Consider the following 25,696-nt stretch of genomic DNA (forward strand, 5'->3'; position numbering starts at 1 on the left):
GCGCACCCAGGCACCGGCAGCGGCGTCACTGGCCCGATTCGACCTTGCGCCATTCCACGGCGGCGCGGTCGAGCACGCCATTGACGTAGGTGTGGCCATGCTCGGAACCGAAACGCTTGGCGGTTTCGATGGCCTCGTTGATCACCACCCGGTACGGCACGTCGACGCGGTGGCGCAGTTCGTAGGCGGCCACGCGCAGCACCGCGCGCTCGATCGCGTCGACCTCTTCGACCGGGCGGTCGAGGAACGGCACCAGCGCCTCGTCCAGCTCGCGGCGATGGTCGAGCACCCCGCGCAGCAGGTTCTCGAAGTAGGCCAGGTCGGCCACTTCGTGCGCCTGCTCGTGGGCGAACTGGGCCAGCAGCGACTCGGCGTTGCCGCCGGAAATCTGCCACGCGTAGATCGCCTGCAGCGCACGGCGGCGCGCGCGCGAACGCAGCACCGGGTCGACGCCGTCGCGGCGGAAGGGCTTGCCGGCAGGCTTGCCGTGGTTCTTGTTGCTCATGGCAGCTGCTCCAGAAGATTGACCATTTCCAACGCCGCCAGCGCGGCTTCCTCGCCCTTGTTGCCGTGGCTGCCGCCGGCGCGGGCCTCGGCATCCTCCACCCGTTCGACCGCCAGCACGCCATTGAGCACCGGCACGCCGAAATCCAGCTGCGCGCGCATCAGGCCCTCGGCGCAGCGGTCGGCCACGTGCTCGTAGTGGCGGGTGTCGCCGCGGATCACGCAGCCCAGGGTGATGATGGCCGCATGCCGGCCGGCGGCGGCCAGGCGGGTGGCGACCAGCGGGATCTCCCAGGCGCCCGGCACGCGCACCACGTCGATGGCGTCCTCGCCGATGCCGTTTCCGGCCAGGCTCTGCCGCGCGCCGGCCACCAGCACGTCGGTGATGCGCGCGTTCCAGCGGCTGGCGATGATGACGAAACGGGCCGTTCCGGCCGGGCGGAGGTCGCCTTCGTAGTGGCTCATGGGGCGGTGCGATCCAAAAGGTGGGTCAGTTTACCGTGTAGGTGCGTGGCTTGCCCCGCACCGCACGCGGCCGCAGCGGGTATGGGGGCCGGCCCCACACCCGCGTGCAGGCTCAGGGCTGCAGGGTCTCGACGATCTCCAGGCCGTAGCCGGCCAGGCCGATCTGCCGGCGCGGGGTACCGAGCACGCGCAGCCTGCCAAGGCCCAGGTCGGCGAGGATCTGCGCGCCGGCACCGTTGCGGCGCCACTGGCCCACGTCCTTGTCCTTGCCGGCCGGACGCACTTCCGGCTCGCGCCGCAGGCGTGCCAGCAGCGCGTCGGAATCGCGCGGGGCCGACAGCACCACCATCACCCCCTGGCCTTCGCTGGCGATGGCGCGCAGCGCATCGGTGGCGGCCACGCCGAAATCGTCGCGACGCCAGTGCAGCAGGTCGGCCAGCGGGTTCTCGACCTGGACCCGCACCAGGGTCGGGGTGTCCTTGTGCGGCTGGCCCTTGACCAGCGCGAAATGCAGGTCGTGGGCGATGCGGTCGCGGTAGGTGACCAGCGTGAAGGCGCCGAACTCGGTGTCGATCTCGCGCTCGTCCACGCGCTCGACGGTGTGTTCGGTGGCCAGGCGGTAGGCGATCAGGTCGGCGATGGAACCCATCTTCAGCCCGTGCTCGCGCGCGAACACCTCCAGCTCGGGACGCCGCGCCATGGTGCCGTCGGGGTTGAGGATCTCCACCAGCACGCCGGCCGGCTCCAGCCCGGCCAGCATCGCCAGGTCGACCCCGGCCTCGGTGTGGCCGGCGCGGGTCAGCACGCCGCCGGGCTGTGCGATCAGCGGGAAGATGTGGCCGGGCTGGTGCAGGTCCGAGGGCCGGGCACCGGGCCTGACCGCGGTGCGGATGGTGTGGGCGCGGTCGGCGGCGGAGATGCCGGTGGTCACGCCCTCGGCGGCCTCGATGCTGACCGTGAAGTTGGTCTGGAACTGCGCGGTGTTGGCGCGCACCATCGGCGCCAGCCCGAGCTGGCCGGCGCGCTCGCGGGTCAGCGGCAGGCACACCAGGCCGCGGCCGTGGGTGACCATGAAGTTGATGTCCGACGGCTTGACCAGCTCGGCGGCCATGATCAGGTCGCCTTCGTTCTCGCGGTCCTCGTCGTCGACGATCACCACCATGCGGCCGGCGCGGATCTCTTCCAGCAGTTCGGGAACGGGGGCGAAGTTCATGCGGCGGCTCCTTGGCCCAGCAGGCGCTCGACATAGCGCGCCACCAGGTCGATTTCCAGATTGACGGCGTCGCCGACGCCGGTATGGGCAAAACGGGTATGGGCGACGGTGTGCGGGATCAGCGCCACCTCGAAACCGGCGTCGTCGGCTTCGTTGACGGTGAGGCTGACGCCGTCGACGCAGATCGAGCCCTTCTTCGCGATGTACCTGAGCAGCGGCGCGGGCGCGGCGAAGCGCCAGCGCTGGGCGCGGGCGTCGTCATGGATCGACAGCACCGTGCCGATGCCATCGACGTGGCCGCTGACCAGGTGGCCGCCGAGGCGGTCGCTCGGGCGCATGGCGCGCTCCAGGTTCAACGCCGCGCCGGGGGCCAGCCGGCCGAGCGTGGTCAGGCCCAGGGTCTCGGTGGAGGCATCGGCCTGGAACGAGCTGGCGTCGAACGCGATCACGGTCAGGCACACGCCATTGACCGCGATGCTTTCGCCCAGCCGCACCTGCTCGAACGGCAGGCTGCCGACCTCGAAGGTGAAGCGGACGTCGCCGCCAACGGGCTCGTGCGCGGCCAGGCGGCCGACGCCTTCGATGATGCCGGTGAACATCAGCGCACCCCCATGGCCAGCGGCCGGGAGTACGGATGGGGAATGGAGAGGGTTTTCATGAACGTTTCCCGCGGTTGGAGAGCGAAAAACGCCGCAAGGCATACAGGCGCACGCACGGCGGGGCCGCGCGCGGGCCGTCTTCTTTCATCCGGACTCTAGGCGGCACCGCATTCGCGGCGTCGCCAACCGTCGGCTCCGGCATCGGACCGGATCTGCTGACCCTTGGCCGTGGAACCCGCACGCCAGCGCGTGGGTTCCGGCGAATGATTCGCGCGCCGGCCTCGGCGCTCGCGGGCTCGTGCGCGCTCCCCTCGGGGAACCGCGTACCTACCGCCGGTGGGGAATTACACCCCGCCCTGAAGACGTTCGTGGTTGCCGGCTAACCGGCCGGCGCATTGTACCAGTCCGTCCGCGGCGGACCTGTCCGGCAGATGGATGGCAGTGTTGCAGCAGCGGGCGTCAGCGCGGGTCCGGGCACAGCAGCAGGCGCAGGTCCCCGCCGACCATGCGCAGGTCCGCCACCTCCAGCGGCCAGGCCTGCGCCATGCGCCCGATCCCCAGCCCGGCCAGCAGCGGGCGGGCGCCCTCGCCCATCAGCAGCGGCGCCATGTACAGCAGCAGCTCGTCGACCAGGCCGGCGCGCAGCAGCGCCCCGCACAGGGTCGGGCCGGCCTCGACATGGACTTCGTTGATGCCGCGGGCAGCCAGCAGCGCCATCACCGCGGCCAGGTCGAAGCGGCCATCGGCCAGCAGCGGCACAGCGGCGAACTCCGCACCCTGCAGCACCGGCGCGGCCAGCGCCGGATCGTGCAGGTACAGCGTGGCCGCATCGCCTTCGCGCACCCGTGCGCAGGCCAGCGTGCGCAGCCGCGCATCGAGCACCACCCGCAGCGGCGGCAGGAAATCGCCGGCCTCCGGGCGCGCGGTCAGTGCCGGGTCGTCGGCCAGCACCGTCGCGGCCCCGGTCAGGATCGCGCCGGCGCGGGCACGCCAGCGCTGCACATCGGCGCGTGCGGCCTCACCGGTGATCCACTTCGATTCGCCGCTGGCCATGGCGGTGCGCCCGTCCAGGCTGGCCGCCAGCTTGACCCGTACCAACGGCCGGCCGCGCTCGATGCGCGACAGGAAGCCGCGGTTGAGCGCGCGCGCGCGGTCCGCCATCAGCCCCACCGCCACCTCGATCCCGGCCTGGCGCAGCAGCGCGAAGCCACCGCCATCGACATCCGGGAACGGATCGCCCATGGCCGCCACCACCCGCGCCACCCCCGCCTCGATCAGCGCCAGCGCGCACGGCGGCGTGCGCCCGTAGTGCGCGCACGGCTCCAGGGTGACATAGGCGGTGGCACCGCGCGCGCGCGCGCCGGCCTGGCGCAGCGCGAACACTTCGGCATGCGGGCCGCCGGCACGCTGGTGGAAGCCTTCGCCCACGACCTCCCCGCCATGGGCGATGACGCAGCCGACCATCGGGTTGGGCCGGGTGGTCCACGCCCCGCGTTCGGCCAGGCGCAGTGCGCGCGCCATCAGCTGGTGGTCGGTGGCGGTGAACTCATGCATGGAAAACCTCATCGGAAACAGGTGGCGTACCGCCTCAGGGCGGCGCCGGATCGATCTGCATCACGGTGACGGCCAGCGGCCCGAGCTGCAGCCGGGTGTGCGGCGCCCAGCCCAGCGCGCGGTACCACGGCACCATCGCCGCCTCGCAGTAAAGATACAGGCGCGGCACGCCCAGCTGCGCGGCATGCGCCACGCAGTGCCCGACCAGCCGTGCGCCGACACCGTGGCCCCGCGCCGTGGGCCGCACGTACAGCGACGCCAGCCACGGCGACCAGCCACGGATCTGCTCGTGGTCGTCATGCAGCAGGCTCACCGAGCCCAGCCAGCCGGTGTCGTCCTCGGCCACCCAGGTACAGGGAATGGTGTCATCGCGCTGCATGCGCAGCTCGGCCTCGGCCTGCTCGACGGTCCACGCCGGCAGCAGCGTGCCGAAGGCCTGCACATGCGCCCGCGCCAATGCCGGCAGCCACCCGGGCCGCGCCTGCAGACCGAGGATGCGCACCGGCGTCAGCGCGATGCCTTGCGCTCGCGGCGTGCGGCGGTGGCGGCATCCAGCAGCGACAGCTGCTCGTCGCCGGCCGGGTGGTCGCGCTCGAGCTTCTCGATCTCGTCGCGGAAATCGGCCACGTCCTCGAAACTGCGGTACACCGAGGCGAAGCGCACGTAGCCCACGTGGTCGAGCTTGCGCAGCTCGTCCATCACGAACTCGCCGACGCGGATCGACGGCACCTCGCGCTCGCCGCTCATGCGCAGCTGGTGGACCACCGCGCGCACCGCCGCCTCGATCCGCTCCTCCGCCACCGGCCGCTTCTGCAGCGCGCGGTCGAAGCCGACCCGCAGCTTGCGCGCATCGAACGCCTCGCGCCCGCCATCGCTCTTGACGATGACCGGCAGCTTGAGCTCGATGGTTTCCAGCGTGGAGAAACGCTCGCCGCAGGCTTCGCAGCCACGCCGGCGGCGGATGGTCGCGCCATCCTCGGAAACGCGCGAATCGATCACGCGGGTATCGGTGTGCTGGCAGAACGGGCAGTGCATCTATCTCGCCTTGGACATCAGGCGCCGCGGCTGCGGCATCCCTTCACTACAACGCAGATACAGCAAACCCCGGGACGGAGCAAGACTGCCCGGCCCGGGGCGAGGCCACCGCTGCGGTGGCGGACGCATGGCAAGGCCGCCACCGGGGCTGCCGGCGGCGGCGCCGGATCAGCCGTAAACCGGGAACTTCCGGCACTGCAGGGTGACGTTCTCGCGCACGCCGGCGATGACGTTGTCGTCGTTCGGGTTGTCCAGCACGTCGGCGATCCAGTTGGCCAGCGCCACGCAGTCCGGCTCCTTGTAGCCGCGGGTGGTGATGGCCGGGGTGCCCAGGCGCAGGCCCGAGGTCACGAACGGCGAACGCGGGTCGTTCGGCACCGAGTTCTTGTTGACGGTGATGTGGGCCTTGCCCAGCGCGGCTTCCGCGTCCTTGCCGGACACGTCCTTGCCGATCATGTCCACCAGCATCAGGTGGTTGCGGGTGCCGCCGGAGACGATCTTGTAGCCGCGCGAGATCAGCGTGTCGGCCATCGCCTGCGCGTTCCTGACCACCTGCTCCTGGTAGGCCTTGAACCCCGGCTCCAGCGCTTCCTTGAAGGCCACCGCCTTGGCCGCGATGACGTGCATCAGCGGGCCGCCCTGGATGCCCGGGAACACGATCGACTGCAGCTTCTTCTCGATCTCCTCGCCGGCGCCCTTGGCGATGATGATGCCGCCGCGCGGGCCGCGCAGGGTCTTGTGGGTGGTCGAGGTGACCACGTGGGCGTGCTCGATCGGGTTCGGGTAGACGCCGGCGGCGACCAGGCCGGCCACGTGCGCCATGTCCACGAACAGGTAGGCCCCGACCTTGTCGGCGATGGCGCGGAAGCGCGCCCAGTCGACGATCTGCGAATAGGCCGAGAACCCGGCCACGACCATCTTCGGCTTGTGCTCCAGCGCCAGCCGCTCGACTTCGTCGTAATCGATCAGGCCCTGCTCGTTCACGCCGTACTGGACGGCATTGAACAGCTTGCCCGAAGCGTTGACCTTGGCGCCGTGGGTCAGGTGGCCGCCATGGGCCAGGCTCATGCCCAGGATGGTGTCGCCCGGCTGCAGCAGCGCGAAGTACACGGCCTGGTTGGCCTGCGAGCCGCTGTGCGGCTGGACGTTGGCGTAATCGGCGCCGAACAGCTGCTTGAGGCGGTCGATGGCCAGCTTCTCGGCGATGTCCACGTACTCGCAGCCGCCGTAGTAACGCTTGCCCGGGTAACCCTCGGCGTACTTGTTGGTCAGCTGGCTGCCCTGGGCCTCCATCACCATCGGGCTGGCGTAGTTCTCGCTGGCGATCAGCTCGACATGGTCTTCCTGGCGCTGGCATTCGGCGGCGATGGCCTTGGCCAACTCGGGGTCGTAGGACTCGATACGGGCGTCACGCGGGAACATCTCGGCTCCTGGGAGGGTGGGCGGGGAGAATGCCGATTGTAGCGCTTCCCCGGCCCCGCACCGGCCGCCGCCCGCGCCGCGCCAGAAAAGCAAGGGCGCCCCGGGGGCGCCCTGCCGTCACGCGACCGCAGCCGCCTCAGTGGTTGAACACGATGTCGGCGATGATGCCGGTGGCGATGGCCACCATCAGCATGTTGCCGCGGTCGTCGCGGATCCAGCGGTGGCCGTGCGGCGGCCGGCGCAGGTGGTAGCGGTCGTAGTCGTTGACCACGTAGACCGGGCCGCCGTAGTAGTTGTTGTAGCGGTAGCCGCGCTCGAACCCGTAGGGACGGTAGACCACGCGCGGCGGCGGGGCGTAGTAGCGGCGGTCGTTGTGGCGGGCGTCGCGGTAGCCCTCGCGGTAGCCGGCGTTGTAATGGCGGCGGTCGTCGCGCCAGTCGCGACGGTCACGGCGGTCGTCACGGCGGTCATGGCCGTGGCCGCGGCCACGGTCGTCCCAGCCGTGGCGGCCGCGATCGTGGTCGCGATCGCCGGCGGCGAAGGCCGGGGCCGTGGCGCCGAAGGCCAGCAGGGTGGTCATCGCGGCGACTGCAAGTCGGTGCATCTTCATGGTGGCCCTCGCGGTATTGATGGACGCATCCCATCATGCTCACGCGATCTGAACGGCTTCCGGCTGGAAACGGTTACCGATAGCGCCATTCATCAATCGGCCAGCCATGCCGCGACCGCCGGTGCGGGGCGGCTTCCCGCTATAATCGCCCATTCCCTTTTGCCTCGGGCTCGTCCGCCTTGCGGACCGGGCGCGGGCGTGCGCTACGGAGACGTCATGTCCTCGCAATACATCTACACCATGAACCGCGTCAGCAAGGTGGTCCCGCCCAAGCGGCAGATCATCAAGGACATCTCGCTGTCGTTCTTCCCGGGCGCCAAGATCGGCCTGCTGGGCCTGAACGGCGCCGGCAAGTCCACCGTGCTGAAGATCATGGCCGGCGTGGACACCGATTTCGAGGGCGAGGCCCGCCCGCAACCCGGCATCAAGGTCGGCTACCTGGCCCAGGAACCGGAGTTGAACCCGGAGCACACCGTGCGCCAGGCCGTGGAAGAAGGCGTGGGCGACGTGCTGCAGGCGCAGGCCGCGCTGGAAGCGGTATACGCTGCCTATGCCGAGGAAGGCGCCGATTTCGACGCGCTGGCCAAGGAGCAGGAGCGCCTGGAGGCGATCCTGGCCGCCGGTGACGCGCACACCGTCGAACACCAGCTGGACGTGGCCGCCGATGCGCTGCGCCTGCCGCCGTGGGACGCGGTGATCGGCAAGCTGTCCGGCGGCGAGAAGCGCCGCGTCGCGCTGTGCCGCCTGCTGCTGCAGAAGCCGGACATGCTGCTGCTCGACGAACCGACCAACCACCTGGACGCCGAGTCGGTGGAATGGCTGGAGCAGTTCCTGCACCGCTACACCGGCACCGTGGTGGCGGTCACCCACGACCGCTACTTCCTGGACAACGCCGCCGAGTGGATCCTGGAGCTGGACCGCGGCCGCGGCATCCCGTGGAAGGGCAACTACACCCAGTGGCTGGAGCAGAAGGAAGAGCGGCTCAAGCAGGAAGAGAACCAGGAAAAGGCCCGCCAGAAGGCGATCGCCAAGGAACTGGAATGGTCGCGGCAGAACGCCAAGGGCGGCCGTTCCAAGGGCAAGGCGCGCCTGGCCCGCCTGGAAGAACTGCAGTCGGTCGACTACCAGAAGCGCAACGAGACCAACGAGATCTTCATCCCGCCGGGCGAGCGCCTGGGCAACTCGGTGATGGAGTTCAGGAACGTGTCCAAGAAGTTCGGCGACCGCCTGCTGATCGACAACCTGTCGATGATCATCCCGCCGGGCGCCATCGTCGGCATCATCGGCCCCAACGGCGCCGGCAAGTCGACCCTGTTCAAGATGATCACCGGCCAGGAGAAGCCGGACTCGGGCGAGATCGTGATCGGCCCGACCGTGAAACTGTCCTACGTGGACCAGAGCCGCGAGAAGCTGGAAGGCAACCACAACGTCTTCCAGGAAATCTCCGGCGGCCTGGACATCCTCAACATCAACGGCGTCGAGATCCAGTCGCGCGCCTACATCGGCCGCTTCAACTTCAAGGGCCAGGACCAGCAGAAGATGGTCGGTTCGCTGTCCGGTGGTGAGCGTGGCCGCCTGCACATGGCCAAGACCCTGCTGCAGGGCGGCAACGTGCTGCTGCTCGACGAACCGTCCAACGACCTGGACATCGAAACCCTGCGCGCGCTGGAAGACGCGCTGCTGGAGTTCCCGGGCAACACGTTCGTCATCTCGCACGACCGCTGGTTCCTGGACCGCATCGCCACCCACATCATCGCCTTCGAGGGCGACTCGCACGTGGAGTTCTTCCAGGGCAACTACCGCGAGTACGAAGAGGACAAGAAGCGCCGCCTCGGCGACGACGCCGGTCCCAAGCGCCTGCGGTTCAAGGCACTGAAGTAAGCAGCACCGGGACGGCCGCAGCGATGCGGCCGTCCGCTTTCCAGCCCGCCGCCGGCCAGGGCCCGCGCCCCGACCGCGGCGTGGCGACACCTTCGTCATGGCCGCGGCCGCAGGATATGCGTGGCGTCCGCGCCCGGCGCAGCGCCCCCTCCCGCCCGGGCGCGCGCCCGCCCCCGGCATCCCGGATTCCCCCATGCGCCTCCTCGACCGCCTGTTCAAGCTCCGCCAGCACGGCACCGATGTCCGCACCGAAGTGCTGGCCGGGCTGACCACCTTCCTGACGATGTCCTACATCGTCTTCGTCAACCCCGACATCCTCGGCACCACCGGCATGGATCCGGGCGCGGTGTTCGTGGCGACCTGCCTGGCCGCGGCGATCGGCTCGACGGTGATGGCACTGGCGGCCAACTTCCCGGTCGGCATGGCGCCGGGCATGGGCCTGAACGCGTTCTTCGCCTTCACCGTGGTCGGCTCGGCCGGGCTGCCATGGCAGCAGGCGCTGGCGGCGGTGTTCATTTCCGGCCTGGTGTTCCTGGTGCTGTCGCTGAGCGGCGTCCGCGCCTGGCTGGTGGCCGGCATTCCCGCCTCGCTGCGCTCGGCCATCGTCGCCGGCATCGGCCTGTTCCTGGCGATCATCGCGCTGCAGAAGTCCAACGTGATCATCGGCAACCAGGACACGATGCTGGCGCTGGGCCCGCTGAACACGGTGCCGCCGCTGCTGGCGCTCGCCGGCTTCCTGCTGATCGCGGTGCTTGAGGCGCGACGCGTGCGCGGCGCCATCCTGATCGGCATCCTCGCCGTCACCGCGGCCGGCTGGCTGGCCGGCGACGTGCAGTACCAGGGTCTGGTATCGCTGCCGCCGAGCCTGGCGCCGACCTTCCTGCAGCTGGACCTGCCCGGCCTGCTGCACCACGACGGCGGCGCGCCGCTGGCGGTGCTGCTGCAGGTGGTGCTGGTGTTCGTGCTGGTGGAGGTGTTCGACGCCACCGGCACGCTGTACGGCGTGGTCGGCCGCGCCGGCCTGCTCGACCTGGCCGATGGCAGGAAGCGCTTCGGCCGCGCGCTGCTGGCCGACAGCAGCGCGATCGTCGCCGGTTCGCTGCTGGGCACCAGTTCCACCACCGCCTTCGCCGAGAGCGCCTCCGGCGTGCAGGTCGGTGGCCGCACCGGGCTGACCGCGCTGGTGGTGGCGGCCCTGTTCCTGGCCGCGCTGCTGTTCTCGCCCCTGGCGGGCATGGTGCCGGCCTATGCGACCGCGCCGGCGCTGCTGTTCGTGGCCGGCCTGATGCTGCGCGAGCTGGTCAACGTCGAATGGGGCGACCTCACCGAGTCGGTGCCGGCGGCGCTGTGCGCGCTGGCCATGCCCTTCACCTACTCCATCGCCAACGGCCTGGCCTTCGGCTTCATCGCCTATGCCGTGCTCAAGGCCGGCACCGGCCGCTGGCGCGAGGCCAGGCCGGCGCTGTGGCTGGTGGCGGGACTGTTCGTGCTGCGCTTCGCGCTGGAGTGAAGCCGGCGCCTGCCGGTTCGCGGCCAGCGCGCCGGCCGCTCACGACACCAGCATCAGCACGAAGATGGCCATGGCCACGGCCACGGAACTCAATACCGAGAACACGCCGTAGCCCAGCAGGGCACGCCATATCGTCGACCAGGCCGGGCGCCCTTCGAAGAACTGCAGCAGCGAGTACACCGCATAGGCGACGCTGGCCAGCCCCACCCACAGCTGGGTATGCGGGACCCAGCGCTCGAACGGGATCAGTACGCTCCAGACCACGAAGACCTGCACCGTCAGCAGGGCGGTGATGACCAGCCACTCCGGATAGTTCAGGCGTCCATAGCGGCCGAACGCCAGCCGCAGCACCCAGGCTTCGATCGGCAGCAGCGCCAGCGTGAAGGCGGCGAAATGCGCATCGATCCAGCCGGCGACCGCCTTGCTCGCGGCCATGTACCGCGCCACCAGCGCCGCGGCACCCGGCTCGAGCCCCTGCGTCATGCCTGCGGGCGCATCCGTGTCCATCACCGTGCCGTCGGCGAACAGCCGGCTGAGCAGCACCACCGCCGCCGCGGTCACCATGACCAGCAGCAGCGGCTTGACGTGGTTGCCGCGGCGCCCGTCGATGTAGTCGCGCATCAACCTACCCGGGCGCAGCATCAATTCCCTGAGCGAATACAGGATGCCGCGGTCCATGTGCAGCACGCTGTGCTCCAACTCGTGGCCCAGGAAATGCCAGTCGATGCGGTGGACCGGCGTGGGCTGGCCGCAGCCGGGGCAGAACTTCTGCGCCGGGCCGGTGACTGCGCGTGCGCAGTTGATGCAGTGGTCGGTGTCGTGCATCCCCATGCCCGCGCCTGTTGGAAGGGACGCATTCTAGCCAGAACGCAGCCGGCGGTTGGCGGCGGCGGCCGCCTCAGCGCCAGCGCGGCTGCAACTGCCCGTCGGCGCCGAAACGGTAACGTTCCTCGGCCCAGCCGTCGCCGAACAGGGTCAGCATCTGCGCGTAGTAGGCGGGCGCGTCGCCGCGCTGCCGGTCGGGGGGCGGCAGGCTGGCCCGCAGCGACTGCGCCAACCCGCGTTCGCCCTGCGCCAGCAGGTACGGCACCAGCGCGGCGCGGAACCCATAGCCGCCTTCGCCGCTGCCCACCCCGCTGCGGGTGTCGACCTTCTCCCACATCGGCGCCGCCGCGCGCAGCCGCCGCAACGGGCCCGACAGCGCCTGCAGCTGCGCGCCGGACAGCGGGTCGCGCGGAGACAGCAGGCCCGCCCACAGGTAGCAGCGGATCGCGTCGTAACTGCCGGTCGCGCCCTTGACCGGATCGGCGACGAAGGCGCCGTCGCGCCATGCCGCCCAGTCCGGGGCGAAGCCGTGCGGCGCGGTCTGGCGCAGCAGTTCAAGCGTGTTCACGGCCAGCGCGGACCACGGGCCGCCGCGGTCGACCGCGGCGAACCGGCGCAGCAGCGGCAGCGGCAGGTAGCTGGGATTGACCCGGGTCGCGCCGTCCTCGACGAAGCCCTGCGGGCCGGGCAGCAGCATCGGCCCCAGTCCGGGCAGATCGACGATCTCGGCAGCGCGCACCTGTTCCAGCATGTCCTCGCCGATGCGCTGCAGCGCCGGGCGATGCCACAGCCGGCCGGCTTCGAGCAGGGCGTAGGCCAGCCACAGGTCCGAATCGGCGGCGGGGTTGGCGTCGAGCACGCCCCAGCCGCCCTTGGCATCGCGCCCCCACAGCCAGGCCGGCAGGCGCTTGCCCATGTCGCCGGCGGCAAGGTTGTCCACCGTCCAGGCCAGGATCCGGTCGAACAGCGCCTGGTCGTTGTCCACCAGTGCGAAGAACAGCGCGTAGGACTGGCCTTCGGAGGTGCTGCGCAGGTCGTCCTGGCTGCGGTCGATCATGCGCCCGTCGGCGCTCAGGCTGCTGTCCACCAGGACCTGCCAGCGCGGCCAGCCCGGTGCGGAGGCAGCGGCCGGCAACAGCCCCAGCAGCGGAGCGGCGGCCAGCGCCTGCAACAGCACGCGACGCGCGGGGTCAGCGGAATTCGCCATAGGGCACCAGCGGTGTGACCGGCAGCGGCAGATTGCCCTGCCAGGGCTTGAGGGTATAGCGCAGATACAGCTGGAACGTGTTCGGCGAGTAATCCTGGCTGCGCTGCACGGTGCCGGCGGCGCCGAGCACCAGATGGTCGCCGAGCCGGCGTTCCAGCGCCAGGTACAGGCGGTGGCCGGTCCCGGTGCTGCTGGAATCGGCGCTGTACAGCCCGGCCGGGTCCAGCGTGAGCGGGCCGTACAACGGCTGCAGCTGGGCGAGCACCCGATCGATCAGCGAGGCCTCCGGGAAGCGGCTGATCGAACGGCTGCGCGCACGCGAAACGCTCAGCGAGGCATCCACCCGCAGCGACCAGTCGTCGTTGCGCCAGGCCAGGCTCGCCGGCACGCTCAGCGAGGCGTACTGCTGCGGGCTGTAGTAGCCGCCCTGCCCCAGCGAATAGCCGCCCAGGTCGTGCGCATAGCGCCAGTACATGCCGGTCAGGCCGACGTCCACCCGCAGGTCCGGGCGCTGCACCAGCTTGTGGTACCAGCCGGCCATCGCGCGCGCGCGGTCGTTGTCCATGACGTTGCGGCCGAGCAGGCGATGCCAGCTCCAGTTCGACCACATGCCGTTGCGGCCGCCCTGGTCGTAACCGAGGCTGAAGGTGGCGCCGTTGGCGGTCACGCCGCCCCAGGCGATGCCGCTGCGCGGATCGATGGCCCCTGCCTGCGACAGCAGCGAGTTGGTCATCGGCCGCCGCGACAGCGTCGCGCCCCAGCCGAAACGGCCGATGTCGCCGTTGACGGTGGCGCCGCCGAGCCAGTTGCCGACCACGTAGCCGGAAGGCGTGTGGCCGATGTCGAAACTCCAGCGGTCGTCGCGCGTGCGCCAGCCCAGCGCCAGGCCCGCACCGGAGTTCATGCGCTGGTGCAGGCGGGTGTCGCAGCCCGGTGCCTGCAGGCGGCTGCCGTCCTCGCGCAGCAGGTACAGCTGGCAGCTACCGAAGTCCTGGTCGTGGAAACCATTGGCGTCGGTTTCGAAACCGCGCGCGTCCAGCCGCACCTGTTCCAGCCGCGCCCAGCCCAGACCGCCGGCGAACGGCGCGTCCAGGTGGACGATGCGGGTGTCACGCGAGAGCTTCGAGATGCCCGGCGTGCCGTCGCTGCGCCGTCCCGAATCCTGCATCACCGTCAGCGTCGGATTCTGCTCCAGGTACAGCGTTTCCACGTCGCTGCGCAGGCTGCGCCGGAGCCAGTCGTCGCCGGCGGTCTCGCGGCTGGCGCGGGTCAGCGCGCGGTCGTCGCGCGGCTGCGCCTGCTGCGGCGCGAGCAGGCCGTTGTCGGCCATCGCGCGGGCATACATGTCCAGCGCCTGCTGCGGGTCGTCGGCGCGCAGCAGCCGCGCCGCGTCGCGCCAGGACTGCGGATCGGGCCCGGTCAGCGCCGCCAGCACGCCACGCAGGACGTCCAGCGCGCGGGCGTCGTCGCCGAGGCCGGACCAGATCGTGGCGAGCTGCCGCTGCTGGCCGATGTTGCCGGGCTCCGGCACCGGCGGCGAGGCCATGCGCGTGCGCGCGGCCGCCAGGTCGCCGCCGTCGATCAGCGCCTGCACGCTGCCCAGCTGCGCATCGACGTTGCCGGGCTGCGCCTGCAGCACCTGCTGGTAGTGCTGCAGGGCCTGGGCGGTGTCGCCGCGCAGCCGCGCCCAGTCGGCCAGCATCAGCACCACGTCCACATCCTGCGGCAGCTGCCGCAGCAGGGCGATGGCCTCGTCCTCGCGGCCGGCCGCGCGCAGTTCCCAGGCGCGCGCGGTGGCCTGCTGGCGGCGCAGGCGCGTGGCCAGCGCACGCATGTCGTCGTCCCACTGCGGGTCCGGCAGCTCGTCCAGCGCGGCCAGCGCCGCGGCGATGCGGTCCGCGCCGGACAGGTACAGCGCCTGCGCGTAGCGCGCCGCCGGCGTGTTGCCGGCCCTGCCGGCCATGTCGGCGATCACCGCGTCGGCCTCGTCGCTCGCGCCGCCGGCGCGCAGCGCGTTGGCCTGCGAGTAGGCCAGCCATGGGTCGTCGGGCTGTTCGCGGCGCAGTTCCCGGCCCAGCGCGATGGCCTCGGCCATGTCGCCCGCGGCCAGCGCGCGCTCGCGCCGCTCGCGCAGCCGCGCCAGCTGCAGCGCACGCAGTTCGTCGGCATACAGCCCGCGCTGCGCGGCGGGCAGGCCGGCGATGTAGGCCTCCATCCGCTGCGGATCGGTGCGGCCGTAGAACTGCACCAGCTTGCGCACCACGTTGGCATCGTTCGGCGCGATGCGCCGCGCGGCCTGCAGTTCGCGGCTGGCCGCGTCATCGTCGCCGCGCGCCACCGCCACGTCCACCAGCCCGAGCTGGGCGTTGATCTCGCGCGGCTGCTGGCGGCGCGCCTGCGCGTACAGCGACTGCGCGCGGTCGAGCTCGCCGGCTTCCAGCGCGGCATCGGCCTGTTGGATCAGCAGCCAGTAGCGGGTGCTGGCGATCAGGTCGCGCCACTTGTCGCTGTTGCTGGTATCGGCCTGCAGCTGCTGCGCCTTCTGGAACTGCTCCAGCGCCTGTTCGCGCCGGCCCTGGCGCATCAGCGCCAACCCCAGCCCGCCGTGGAAATCGGCCTCGCCGGGAAAGCCGGCCAGGGCCTGGCGGAACGCGGCCTCGGCCTCCGCGTTGCGGCCGGCATCGAGCAGCTGCGCGCCGCGCAGCCCGGCGACCCAGGCGGGGTTGCCCACGCGCCTGCGCTGCTCGTCGTAGAGCGTGCGCGCCTCGTCGATGTTCGCCCAGCCCGGATAGCGGGCGATGAAGGACTGCAGCCGGCGCACGTTGGTGGCATCGGCCTGGCGTGCGGACAGGTAGTTCCATTCCGCATCGGCGGCGTAGGTGAGCGCTTCGGGGTTGTTGCCCATGCGCTGCAGGGCGGCCAGCGCCTCGCTGTCGCGGCCACTGGCGAACAGCAACTGGGCCAGCGCCTGCAGCAGCGCGGTGTTGCCGGGGTACGCCGCATCGAGCGCGCCCAGGCGGCGGATCGCCAACGCCCGCCCGGACGGCTCGGCGCCACGCAGGCGCCAGTATTCCAGGCCCAGCTGCATGCCCGGCGGGTCGTCGTTGAACAGCCGGCGGTAGATCGCCAGCGCCTCGGCGTTGCGCCCACCGGTGGCCAGCATGCGCGCCTGCTGCAGCTGCGCCTGCATGTCGCCGCGATACGCCGACCACAGGCGTTCGCCGGCCACCAGCTCGCGGCTGCCCGCGCCCACCTGGCGCAGCCGGCCCAGGGTCGCGGTGGCATCGTCGATCTTCTGCTGCGACAGCTGCACTTCCAGGATCGCCAGCATCGTGGCGCGGTCGTCCGGGGCCAGCAGGCGCAGCCGCGCCAGCGCATCCTCGATCAGCCGCTGGCGGCCGGTGGCCTCGCCGATGCGCACCTGCTGCAGCAGCCACTGCCGCTGCGATGCCAGGCTGCCGCCAGGCGTGGGCGGCAGTTCCTGCGCGCCCGCCTGGCCGATCGCGGCCAGGCCGACCAGCAACGCCAGCGGCAGCGGAAGGCGACGGGGCATCAGTGCTCCGCCGTTTCCAGGCGCCGCCGCGATACCCAGCGCAGCGCGCGCCACAGCAGGAACGCGACCATCAGCACCACCACCGTGGCCAGCACCGCCAGCAGCACCGGGTGGTCGGCCAGGTGATACCAGAGCAGCAGCCACCAGGGCAGCGAGCCGACGTAGTAGTGCTCGCCGACGAACTGGCTGTGGATGCCGGAGCTGCGCAGGATCGATACCGAGCCGGCGATGGCCTCGCGCTTGCCGATGTCGCTGAGCGCGTCGTCGAGCAGCGCGTAGTCCGCGTCCTTGCTGGCGGCCAGCGAGACGATGCTGCGCTGGGCGTGGTGCGGCGACTGCAGGCCGATGATGGCGGCGAACGGCGCATCGGCGGTGACGCCGACACGGTTGATCGCCGCATCGCTGCCGCTGCTGCCCAGGCGGGCCTCGATCACCGCTTCCTGCGGCGAGCCCACCCGGCCATTGCGCAGCGTGGTGCGCTGGTTGTCGATCATCAGCGACAGCTGGTCGCTGCCGCGCAGCTCCTGCGGCAGTTCGCCCAGCATCAGCACGTCGGCGTCCAGCCGCGCGGCCTGCTTCCAGTCGTCGCTCACGCGCAGGCCATAGGCCGGATAGCCGCTCTGCACGCCGAGGCCGCCGACCAGGTTCAGCAGCAGGCCGACCTGCGCCGGGTTGGCGCGCGGCGGCATCAGCACCACGGTCTCGGACAGGTCGGCCATGCGCGTGAACGGGAAGCCGCTGAGCGCGAACGCCGCCAGGTCCGGCAGGCCCATGTAGTGGTGGAAGCCGGAGAAATCGATCGTCGAGTCCTCCTCGATCGCCGCCTGCAGGTTGGGCGGCAGCACCGTCTGGCAATGGTCGCGCTGGGCACTGCCCATGACGCTGGCGAAGTTGAAGTCGAAGCGCAGCTGGTTGCGGTCGCCGATCTTCAGCGCCGGGATCAGCAGCTTGCCGTCGCCGGCGCCGGCATCGCCGCTGAGCACCGGCAGGCGGATTTCCTCCAGGCCCTGCTTGCCCGAGCGGTGGATCAGCGGGAAGCTGGAAATGAACTGGTCGTTGATGCCCACGCTCAAGCGCGACTCGTCGCTGCTGAACGGCGGCGTGTAGCGGTAGCGCAGGTTGAGCGGGATGCCCTGGTTGCGCCAGATGAACAGGTCCGGCGGCAGGTTCAGGTTGAGCACGATCGGCTGCGGCGCGATGCCGCTGGCGCGCAGCTGCTGCGGGTAGTCGAGCAGTTCGGCGAAGCGCACCGCGCGGTCGGTACGCACCCAGTTCGGCGCGTCGTACGGCTGGCGCGGCACCAGCGGCTTGACCTCGTCCACCTGCACCCGGGTACCGCGGAACAGCACGTTGCCGGCGGCGATGGCCGACACCGCGGTCTGCAGGTCGGCGTCGTTGCGGCCCAGCACCAGCAGCAGCTTGCGCTGCGGGTCGTCGGGCAGCGACAGCAGCTCGATCACCGGCCCCTTCACCGGCGCGTGGTCGGCGATCACCGACGGGAACCGGCCGTTCACCGCCATCACCACCGCGTGGCCCTGCGCCGGCAGCCGGTCGAAGCTGACCGGGAACCGCGCCTGCCGCCACCAGCCGGCCATGCTGCCGAAGTACGACGCCATCAGCGCGGCCGCGCGCTGCTGCGCCAGCGACGGCGAGCCGGCGAACACCACCGGCAGTTCCAGCCGCGCGCTGTCGCGCGGATCGAAGAACGGCAGCGGGAAATTGGCCAGATCGTCCTGCATCGCCAGCGGCTGGCCGCCCAGGCGCAGGGTGGTGTTGCTGGACAGGTTGACCCACAGCGAGCTGTGGGTCGGCTCTTCGCAGACATCGGTGTAGTGGCCGACGAACTCCAGCCGGACCTGGTTGAAGTCGGCGATCAGGCGCGCGTCCAGCGGCACCTTGGCCTGCACCGGACGCCCGAGCTGGTCGTTGCCGATCGGCACCACGTCCATCAGCGCATCGTTGAGGTAGACGCGCAGGTGCGAAAGCGTCGGCAGCAGCGACGGCGACGGGGTGAAGCCCAGGTCGAGCTCGGCCGCGCGCACCAGGCGGTCGCGCCGGACCTGGAACTCGAAGGTGGTGGTGTTGCGGATGCCGGACAGCAGCGTGTCCTGGCGCCGGCCGAGCTGAGCCAGGGTGCTGGCGCGCTGCCAGGGCCAGCTGGCACCGGACCAGACCGGTGCCGCGGTCGCCGCTGCCGGCGACGGCGTGGTCGCGGCCGCAGCGGGGGCAGGCGTGGCATCGGCTACCGGGGCTGCCGCCTGTGGCGCGCTGGAACCATTGGCGACGGGCAGCGCCAAGAGCGGCAGCAGCAACCAGCGCAGTGAAGTGGAAATGCTCATGGACGAAGCCCCGGGTCAGCGGCTGGGTCAGCCGGGTAGGAAGGAAGCGGACGTTGCGGCGCGAAACTGGCCACCCAGCGCAGGGCGCGGCGGCTCCAGTGCATCGGCCGGTCGAGATCGATGGGCGAGAAATCGCTGATCCGGCGGTAGCCCTGCCAGCCGAGCTTGACCACGCTCCACAGGCTGCGCGGCAGGCTCATCGGCTGGTAGCCGGCGTGCCAGTCCAGCCAGGCATCGGCACGGGCGAAGGTGCACTGCACGAATTCGACCCGCTGCGACTCGTCCTCGAAGCGCAGCAGCAGGCCCAGGCGCGCGCCGACGCTGCGCTGGACCACCGCGGCGAACGCGAACTCGCGGCGGCCGCGGCCGAGCAGCAGGGTCACGCGGGTGCCGGTGGCAAGCTCCTGTTCGGGCACCTGCGCCAGTTCCAGGCCGACGCCGTCGTTGGAGTAGTCGTGCATGACCCCGCGCAGGGTGCGGCCGTCGGGCAGGCGCAGCGCCATCGGCAGGCGCTGGCTGACGCGATGGGTGCGGCGCACCTGCTGGACCTCGGCGGCCACCGCCAGCGCACCGCCGACGATGAGCAGGTTGTACAGCACCCACAGCGAGCTGACGATCACCGTACCGCGCTCGTCGGCCGGGCCGTGCAGGAAGCGCCACACCGCGAACCCGAGCCCGGCGACGTTGAGCACCGCCAGGACCAGATAGGGCTGGGCGACCTTCCAGTCGAAGCGGTCGCCGGCCTGGGTGCCGCCCTTCTCGGTGACGTTGAACTTGCCCTTGCCCGGGCTGAACAGTGCCACCGTGGTCGGCCGCGCGATGTACCAGGCCAGCACGGTCTCGTAGACCTCGCCCCAGAACGGCCGGCGCCACTGCCCCTGGATCCGCGAGTTGGTCAGGTTGGCATGCGCCATGTGCGGCAGCACGAACAGCAGGATCGCCACCGCCGGCGCATAGATGATGTAGACGTGCAGCAGCAGGAACGCCAGCGGTGCGGTCAGGAACACCAGCCGCGGGATGCCGGCCAGGAAGTGCAGCATCGCGTTGGCGTAGCAGAAGCGCTGGAACAGGCTCAGGCCCTTGCCCAGCAGCGGGTTGTCGATGCGGAAGATCTGCACCATGCCGCGTGCCCAGCGGATGCGCTGGTTGACGTGGGCGCCGAGGCTGTCGGTGGCCAGGCCGGCGGCCTGCGGAATGCGCAGGTAGGCCGAGTTCCAGCCGTTGCGGTGCAGGCGCAGCGCGGTGTGCGCGTCCTCGGTGACGGTCTCGGTGGCGAAGCCGCCGATGTCGTCGATCGCCGCGCGCCGCAGTACCGCGCACGAGCCGCAGAAGAAGGCCGCGTTCCACAGGTCGTTGCCGTCCTGCACCAGGCCGTAGAACAGCTCGCCCTCGTTGGGATCGCGGCGGAACACGCGCAGGTTGCGCTCGAACGGGTCCGGCGAGAAGAAGTGGTGCGGGGTCTGCACCAGCGCCAGCTTCGCATCGCGCAGGAACCAGCCGGTGGTGATCTGCAGGAACGAGCGCACCGGCAGGTGGTCGCAGTCGAAGATCGCCACCAGTTCGCCGTCTAGCAGGGTCAAGGCGTGGTTGAGGTTGCCGGCCTTGGCGTGGCGGTTGTCGCTGCGGGTGATGTAGTTGACCCCGGCCTGCGCGGCGAACTCGCGGAACTCCGGGCGCCGGCCGTCATCGAGCAGGTGGATGCGCAGCTTGTCCGCCGGCCAGTCCAGGCCCAGTGCCGCATGCACCGTGTGCCGCACCAGCGACAGCTCCTCGTTGTAGGTCGGGATCAGCACGTCCACCGTCGGCCAGTCGCGCGGGTCGGCCGGCAGCGCCGACGGCCTGCGCTGCAGCGGCCAGGCCACCTGCACGTAGCCGAGCATCAGCACCAGCCACGAATAGGTTTCGGCCGCGAGCAGGACCAGGCCGCAGGCCAGGTCGAAATTGTTGTTCCAGTTGAGCGTGGCGGTGTAGCGCCACCACAGGTAGCGGCACGACACGGTGATCGACAGCACCACCAGGATCAGCGTGGCGTAGCGCCCGGGCATGCGCCGCACCAGCAGCGCGATGGCCCACAGCAGCAGCACGAACACGAACTGCGCGAAGTAGCTGAACGGCTGGGTGACGCACAGCAGCGCCAGGCCCAGCGTGGCCACGCCGACGCCGTACGTCAGCCACCGGCGCGTGCGCCTGGACAGCGACCCCAGGGTCGCGCGTGCGCGCTGCCACGCGGCGCTGTTCCAGACCCGTCGCGGCATCCCGCGCATCGTGTCCAGGTACCGCCGCCAGCCGCGGTCGGCGGCGCCGCGCAGGCCGGCGACATGGCGGCGCCGGGCCGCGGCCAGCCGGTGGCGGCGCTGGGACGTCTGCGGGGTGATGCGCACCAGCAGCAGCCAGCCGGCCTGGATCAGCATCCGCAGCGGGTCGCCGAAACGCCAGCGGCGGTAGACCCGCAGCTGCGGGAACGCATCGGGCAGGCGCGGCGCCAGTGACTGCCACGCCGGACCTTCCAGCCGCAGCAGCGCCCAGCCCATCGCCTGCAGCAGCCACAACAGCCACAGGGTCGGCAGCGACGCACGCACGGCCTCGCGCAGCTGCGGCCAGCGCAGGTAGCGCAGGCAGCGCGGCCTCATGGCGCCCGCCCCGCGCGGGCGCGCAGGCGCCCGCGTTCGGCCAGGCACCACACCGCCAGGCTGGCGACATCGGCCGCGGCCTGCGCGCCATCGGCATCGGCGCCCAACGGCCGCTTGCGCGCCAGCGCCGCGGCGACGTTGGCGTCCTCGTGCAGCGGCTGCGGCACCAGCGGCGGACCGCCGTCGATCCACAGCTGCATCAGGTCGCGCTGCACCGCCAGCGCCGGGTCGTAGCGGTTGCACAGCACCCGGCGCGCATCATGCGGGCGCCGTTGCAGCAGCACGTGGCAGCCCGGGTCCACCGTCGCCAGCCGCAGCGGCAGCGCGCAGGCGGCGTGCTGGTTGACCGCGTCCACGTGCGCGTCGAGCCGCTGCGGCAGGTCGAACAGGATCCAGTCGAACTGCGTGGCCAGCAGTGGCAGGCGTTCGGCCCAGAACCGCGGCGAGCGCCGCAGCCGCTCCTCGACCTCGGCCACCTCCGCGTCGCCGGCAAGTCCATACGGCAGCAGCGCCAGCCCGGGCATCGCCTCGAACGCCGCCTCGCGCCAGTCGCCGCCGTCCAGCCATGCCCGTGCCCAGCCGCGCGCTTCGGCGGCGGGCAGGCCCAGGTGCAGGCCGAGCAGGTGGTCGGGGTTGCACTCGACCAGCAGCACGCGTTCGCCCTGCGCATGCAGCGCGTGGCCCAGCGCGGCGCTCATCGTGGTCACCCCGACGCCGCCGCGCACGCCCTGCAGGGACAGCGTGGTGCTCATCGCCGCGGCTCCGACGCCAGTTCGGCGAACAGCGGCCAGCGTGCCAGCGCCTGCGCACGCGCACGCTGCGCCGAGAAGTCCAGGTACGGCAGTTCGGGCATGTGCAGGTGCGCGCGCAGCACGTCGATGTCGTCCTGTTCCGAGGTCAGGCCCGCGGGCAACCGGTCGCTCGTCACGGCTTGTCCTCCGGGTAGGGCGTCCAGGCCGGGCTGCCCTTGAGCTGCAGCCACGGCTTGCCGTCGTAATCCATCACCTTGGCGCCTTCGTTCTCCGACACCGACGGTGTGGTCGGCAGGCCCTGCAGCAGGCCGTCCCAGTTGCGGTCGCCGGCCGTCGCCTGGGCGTTGAGCGCGTAGATCCGCGCCACCAGTTCGGACAGCGCCAGGTAGCTGCTCGGCGCGGTCACGTGGCGCGGGCCGGCCGCGGCCGGGATGCCCATGCCGACCAGCTTCACGCCAACCGGGACATGGGTGATGGACGGGCTGGGAATCTCGCGCATGCCCGGGATCTGCATGCGGTCGCCATGCAGCGCCGCGCCGTGCTCGGGCACCACCACCACGACCGCGCGGCGGCCGTTCTTCTCCAGGGCGTCGATGAAGCCCTGCAGGTCGCCCAGCACCATCTGCGCGCGCGCCTTGTAGTCGCTGGCCATCGCGCGCCCGTCGGCGCCGACGATGCGGTTGCCGTCGTGCAGCGAGATCGTGTTGTAGAACAGCGCCACCTGTGCGTTGGAGGCGGTCTGGCGCTGCTTCAGCCAGCCGGCCAGCACGTCGCTGTCGCGGCGCAGCGGCGATTTGTCGAAGGCGATCAGCGCGCGCGGATAGCCTTCGATCGGCAGCGGCTTGGCCGCCAGCCCGCCATAACGGGTGAGGTCGCCGATGAAATCGTCGAAGTGGCCGTCGTGGTTCATCGCCAGTTCGTTCTGGAAGCCCAGCGCCTGCAGGTTGGCGAACAGCTGGCACTGCGCCGGCACCGGATCGAACAGCGCGGTGTGCGAGGTCTGCCCGCAACTGGCGCGCAGCAGGCGGATCGCCGCCGGTCCGCTGTAGGACGTGGCCGAATTGAACGCGTCGAAGACCACGTCCATCCCGTCGAACAGCGGGTTCTGGCGCATGCCCACTTCATCAAGGTCGCTCCAGGCCAGCGAACAGATGTTGAGGACGATCACGTCGAAGGGAGTGCCCTCGTGGGCCGGCGGGAAGGTGGTCTTCAAGCCGGCCTGCTGCTGGTAGAAGCCGGCCAGGTAGGCATCGAGGGTTTCGTTGCTGGCAGGACCGCCGCGTGCCGCCGCACCGCTTGCGCCCTCCCCCTGCGCCGCCGTCGCATCGCCGCCGCCGGCGAACTGCAGGCCGGCCGGCAGCGGCAGCGCCATCGCCGCCATGCCCAGCATTCCCAGCACGCTGAGCGTGGTGACCCGCAGCCACGGCTTGAGCAGCAGGTAACCGCAGACCAGCAGGGCCAGCAGCGCGACCATCTGCCAGTTGATGAAGCGGCCGAGCAGCTCCAGCCAGTACGAGGCCGAGAAATCCAGCACCCCCGGCTGCGCCAGCAGGCGCTCGAACGGCGGCCACCAGGTGTCCTGGTAGTACAGCGCCACCGCCACCGGGATCGCGACCACGGTGCGCGCGATGCGGGCGCCGCGCCACGGCAGCGGCACCAGCAGCGCCGCCAGCAGCAGCAGGTTGGGCAAGATGTGCAGGTCGAGCGCGCCCATCCAGGCCAGGATCACCTTGGACAGGAAATACAGGTTCCAGCCACGCAGGTCGGGCCATGCCTGGGGCGCGGCGGGTACGGTCGCGGCGGCAGGGGCGTCGCTCATGTCTGGCTCCGTGGAGCGGGCTGACGGCGGCGTTCGCCGACCCGCTTGAGGTAGCGCGGCGGCAGGCCACGACGCAGGCGCGCGCGCAGCGCGCGCACGATCGACCCCAGCATCACGCCCAGGGGAATCATCACCAACGCACATGCGGCCACCAGGCTCCATACCTGCTGGTCGTTCATCCTTCCCCTCCCAGGCGGATCGGGCGCGGCGCCGTCCATGACGGCGCGGGTGCCGCGGGCTCGGGCGGCGGCATCTGCTGCATTGGCGCGGCGGCAAAGCCGCCAGCGGCCGCGCTCATCGCGGCCACGTCGTGCCCGGCCTGGCGCTCGTAGCCATCGAACAGCTCCCGCCACGGCAACCGGAACAGGTTGCCCAGCGCGCGCTCGACGCCGTCGCTGCGGCAGGCGAACAGGAACAGCCACACCTGGCCGGCATACATGCAGGCGAAATCGCCGCGGCGGCGCATCTGCAGCTGCTGCAGCGCCTGCACCGGGCTCACCCCGGCCACCGGCTGCAGCACCAGCACCGCGCTTTCCACCACCCCGCCGCGCTGGTCGAGCAGTTCAACGGCCAGCTGCCTGAACTGCGCCGGGGTGACGATGCCGCCGACATCCGGCGGCCGGTGCAGGCGGATCAGCCGCTCCGGGTCGTCCGGCAGGCGCCCCTGCCAGGTCTGGCCCTGGATCGTTTCCAGCAGGGTCAGGAAGCGCGCCAGCGGCAGGTTGGCCGGGGCCACCAGGCTGGCCCCGGATTCCAGCAGCAGCCGCTCGTCGGCATAGCGCAGGCAGGGCTGCATCTCGCGCACCACCAGCTTCAGGCCGTTGCCGCGCTCGCTGCGCAGCTCGAACACGATCCGCGCCAGCGCATCGACATCGGCGTTCTCGCCGATCGACAGCACCACCGTGGCCGCCTGCGCCTGCAGCGCGGCGGCCACCAGCGCCGACCAGTTCTCGAACAGGCGCCAGGCGGGCGAGAACGGCGGTGCGCCTTCCAGCGCGTCGGCCTGGGCCAGGTACAGGAAACGGTCGCCGCCCTCCTGCGCCAGCGCCGCGGCCACCGCGCCATCGCCGTCGGCGACCACGCCGAGGCGGAAGCCACTCCACCGGGCCTCGAAATCACGATGCGCGAACACGCCTTCGGCGTTGCTCCAGTAGTGCACCAGGTACTGCAGCGCACCGCGGTGCGGGTACAGCTGGGCCACCCCGCTGCACAGCGGGTTGAGCGGCAGCAGCCGCGGCGCCAGCGTCGCCGCCTCGCCGTGGCACAGCAGCAGCACGCAATGGCCACCGGCGCTGGCCCAGTCGTGCAGTTGCCGGCACCAGCGGGCGAGGTGGGCGCCCTCGAGGCTCTCCAGCGCGGTCGCCGGCACCTGCACCACGCACAGGGTGCCGTGCGCGCCCGCGCAGCGCGCCAGGTCGGCGGGCAGCGCGCGCACCGCGGGCGCCAGGTCGGCGACGGCGGCTTCGTGCAGGCGGATGCGCGCGGGCCCCTGCTCGGCCGTCAGCGGCGCGACCATCGACGCCGGCGGGCGCCCGAGCGCGGCCACCACCGCCAGCGGCAGGGCATCGGATCCGGCAAGCACGCCGGCAGCGAACAGGTCGGCGTGGCCGGCATCGGCACAGGCGACCCAGTACACCCCGCCCACGCGCAGACGGGTGAGCTCGAACGGCAGGCCATCGATGGCAAGTGAAATGGTCTTCAAACTCGTTTTCCCGTCGGCAGGCGCACCCTGCGCACCACCGTTTTCCATCCTTCGGCCCTCACCACAATCCATGACG

At 71.3% G+C, this 25,696-nt stretch carries 21 protein-coding genes; 2 read left to right on the plus strand and 19 right to left on the minus strand.

From position 1 onward, the window contains the following. Positions 1–25: 25 nt before the first annotated feature. From nusB to QQA12_RS13580, 9 genes are all read right to left on the minus strand, one after another. Positions 26–505, minus strand: coding sequence for a transcription antitermination factor NusB (gene nusB, locus QQA12_RS13540; RefSeq protein WP_054667614.1), 480 nt, complete (start codon positions 503–505; stop codon positions 26–28). Beyond that, entirely contained in the window at positions 502–969 is a 468-nt protein-coding gene (gene ribH / locus QQA12_RS13545) for a 6,7-dimethyl-8-ribityllumazine synthase (protein WP_056932299.1), read from the minus strand. The genes nusB and ribH overlap by 4 nt, the downstream gene beginning before the upstream one ends. Before the next feature lie 112 nt (positions 970–1,081). Then, positions 1,082–2,182 carry a 3,4-dihydroxy-2-butanone-4-phosphate synthase gene (gene ribB / locus QQA12_RS13550; RefSeq protein ID WP_054667616.1) on the minus strand — a complete coding sequence of 367 codons (1,101 nt, stop codon included), beginning with the start codon at positions 2,180–2,182 and terminating at the stop codon, positions 1,082–1,084. Next, complete coding sequence (locus QQA12_RS13555; RefSeq protein WP_054667617.1) at positions 2,179–2,781, minus strand: riboflavin synthase; 603 nt, start codon at positions 2,779–2,781, stop codon at positions 2,179–2,181. Before QQA12_RS13555 ends, ribB begins: the two co-directional genes overlap by 4 nt. A 459-nt stretch (positions 2,782–3,240) precedes the next feature. Beyond that, positions 3,241–4,335, minus strand: coding sequence for a bifunctional diaminohydroxyphosphoribosylaminopyrimidine deaminase/5-amino-6-(5-phosphoribosylamino)uracil reductase RibD (gene ribD, locus QQA12_RS13560; protein WP_226049577.1), 1,095 nt, complete (start codon positions 4,333–4,335; stop codon positions 3,241–3,243). A 34-nt stretch (positions 4,336–4,369) separates the two neighbouring features. Beyond that, positions 4,370–4,846, minus strand: a complete 477-nt coding sequence (locus QQA12_RS13565) for a GNAT family N-acetyltransferase (RefSeq protein ID WP_226049951.1) — start codon at positions 4,844–4,846, stop codon at positions 4,370–4,372. After that, positions 4,843–5,370 carry a transcriptional regulator NrdR gene (gene nrdR / locus QQA12_RS13570; protein WP_054667620.1) on the minus strand — a complete coding sequence of 176 codons (528 nt, stop codon included), beginning with the start codon at positions 5,368–5,370 and terminating at the stop codon, positions 4,843–4,845. The genes QQA12_RS13565 and nrdR overlap by 4 nt, the downstream gene beginning before the upstream one ends. Before the next feature lie 168 nt (positions 5,371–5,538). Beyond that, positions 5,539–6,792, minus strand: coding sequence for a serine hydroxymethyltransferase (glyA, locus tag QQA12_RS13575; protein WP_054667621.1), 1,254 nt, complete (start codon positions 6,790–6,792; stop codon positions 5,539–5,541). A 136-nt stretch (positions 6,793–6,928) separates the two neighbouring features. Further along, the gene (locus tag QQA12_RS13580; protein ID WP_226049578.1) at positions 6,929–7,402 is read right to left on the minus strand and encodes an RcnB family protein; all 474 of its coding nucleotides are present in this window, start codon (positions 7,400–7,402) and stop codon (positions 6,929–6,931) included. Positions 7,403–7,618: 216 nt separating this feature from the next. On the opposite strand from QQA12_RS13580, the gene ettA reads away from it, so the two are divergent. Then, complete coding sequence (ettA, locus tag QQA12_RS13585) at positions 7,619–9,283, plus strand: energy-dependent translational throttle protein EttA (protein ID WP_054667623.1); 1,665 nt, start codon at positions 7,619–7,621, stop codon at positions 9,281–9,283. Between the two features lie 193 nt (positions 9,284–9,476). Then, positions 9,477–10,793, plus strand: a complete 1,317-nt coding sequence (locus QQA12_RS13590; RefSeq protein WP_226049579.1) for an NCS2 family permease — start codon at positions 9,477–9,479, stop codon at positions 10,791–10,793. A gap of 39 nt (positions 10,794–10,832) precedes the next feature. On the opposite strand, the gene QQA12_RS13595 is transcribed toward QQA12_RS13590, so the two are convergent. The 10 genes from QQA12_RS13595 to bcsE all read right to left on the minus strand — a co-directional run bounded on the left by QQA12_RS13595 (position 10,833) and on the right by bcsE (position 25,620). After that, positions 10,833–11,624 carry a DUF3667 domain-containing protein gene (locus QQA12_RS13595; RefSeq protein ID WP_226049580.1) on the minus strand — a complete coding sequence of 264 codons (792 nt, stop codon included), beginning with the start codon at positions 11,622–11,624 and terminating at the stop codon, positions 10,833–10,835. Between the two features lie 67 nt (positions 11,625–11,691). Further along, positions 11,692–12,825 (minus strand): cellulose synthase complex periplasmic endoglucanase BcsZ, encoded by a 1,134-nt coding sequence (bcsZ, locus tag QQA12_RS13600; protein WP_226049581.1) that lies wholly within the window; start codon positions 12,823–12,825, stop codon positions 11,692–11,694. Beyond that, complete coding sequence (gene bcsC, locus QQA12_RS13605; RefSeq protein WP_226049582.1) at positions 12,809–16,378, minus strand: cellulose synthase complex outer membrane protein BcsC; 3,570 nt, start codon at positions 16,376–16,378, stop codon at positions 12,809–12,811. Before bcsC ends, bcsZ begins: the two co-directional genes overlap by 17 nt. Then, on the minus strand, positions 16,378–18,717 hold the full coding sequence (gene bcsB / locus QQA12_RS13610) for a cellulose biosynthesis cyclic di-GMP-binding regulatory protein BcsB (RefSeq protein ID WP_054667627.1): 2,340 nt from the start codon (positions 18,715–18,717) through the stop codon (positions 16,378–16,380). Before bcsB ends, bcsC begins: the two co-directional genes overlap by 1 nt. Further along, the gene (gene bcsA / locus QQA12_RS13615; protein WP_226049583.1) at positions 18,714–21,347 is read right to left on the minus strand and encodes a UDP-forming cellulose synthase catalytic subunit; all 2,634 of its coding nucleotides are present in this window, start codon (positions 21,345–21,347) and stop codon (positions 18,714–18,716) included. The genes bcsB and bcsA overlap by 4 nt, the downstream gene beginning before the upstream one ends. Continuing rightward, positions 21,344–22,099 (minus strand): cellulose biosynthesis protein BcsQ, encoded by a 756-nt coding sequence (bcsQ, locus tag QQA12_RS13620; RefSeq protein WP_226049584.1) that lies wholly within the window; start codon positions 22,097–22,099, stop codon positions 21,344–21,346. Before bcsQ ends, bcsA begins: the two co-directional genes overlap by 4 nt. Next, entirely contained in the window at positions 22,096–22,275 is a 180-nt protein-coding gene (gene bcsR / locus QQA12_RS13625; protein ID WP_152984947.1) for a cellulose biosynthesis protein BcsR, read from the minus strand. The genes bcsQ and bcsR overlap by 4 nt, the downstream gene beginning before the upstream one ends. Further along, positions 22,272–23,918: a cellulose biosynthesis protein BcsG gene (gene bcsG, locus QQA12_RS13630; RefSeq protein ID WP_226049585.1), complete on the minus strand. Its 1,647-nt coding sequence runs from the start codon at positions 23,916–23,918 to the stop codon at positions 22,272–22,274. The genes bcsR and bcsG overlap by 4 nt, the downstream gene beginning before the upstream one ends. Further along, positions 23,915–24,097, minus strand: coding sequence for a cellulose biosynthesis protein BcsF (gene bcsF / locus QQA12_RS13635; RefSeq protein WP_054667632.1), 183 nt, complete (start codon positions 24,095–24,097; stop codon positions 23,915–23,917). The genes bcsG and bcsF overlap by 4 nt, the downstream gene beginning before the upstream one ends. Further along, a complete protein-coding gene (bcsE, locus tag QQA12_RS13640) occupies positions 24,094–25,620 on the minus strand; it encodes a cellulose biosynthesis protein BcsE (protein ID WP_226049586.1) in 1,527 nt (508 codons plus the stop codon). The genes bcsF and bcsE overlap by 4 nt, the downstream gene beginning before the upstream one ends. Between the last annotated feature and the right edge of the window lie 76 nt (positions 25,621–25,696).

The sequence above is a fragment of the Stenotrophomonas sp. 17(2023) genome (genome assembly GCF_030345315.1).
Classification (GTDB): domain Bacteria; phylum Pseudomonadota; class Gammaproteobacteria; order Xanthomonadales; family Xanthomonadaceae; genus Stenotrophomonas; species Stenotrophomonas acidaminiphila.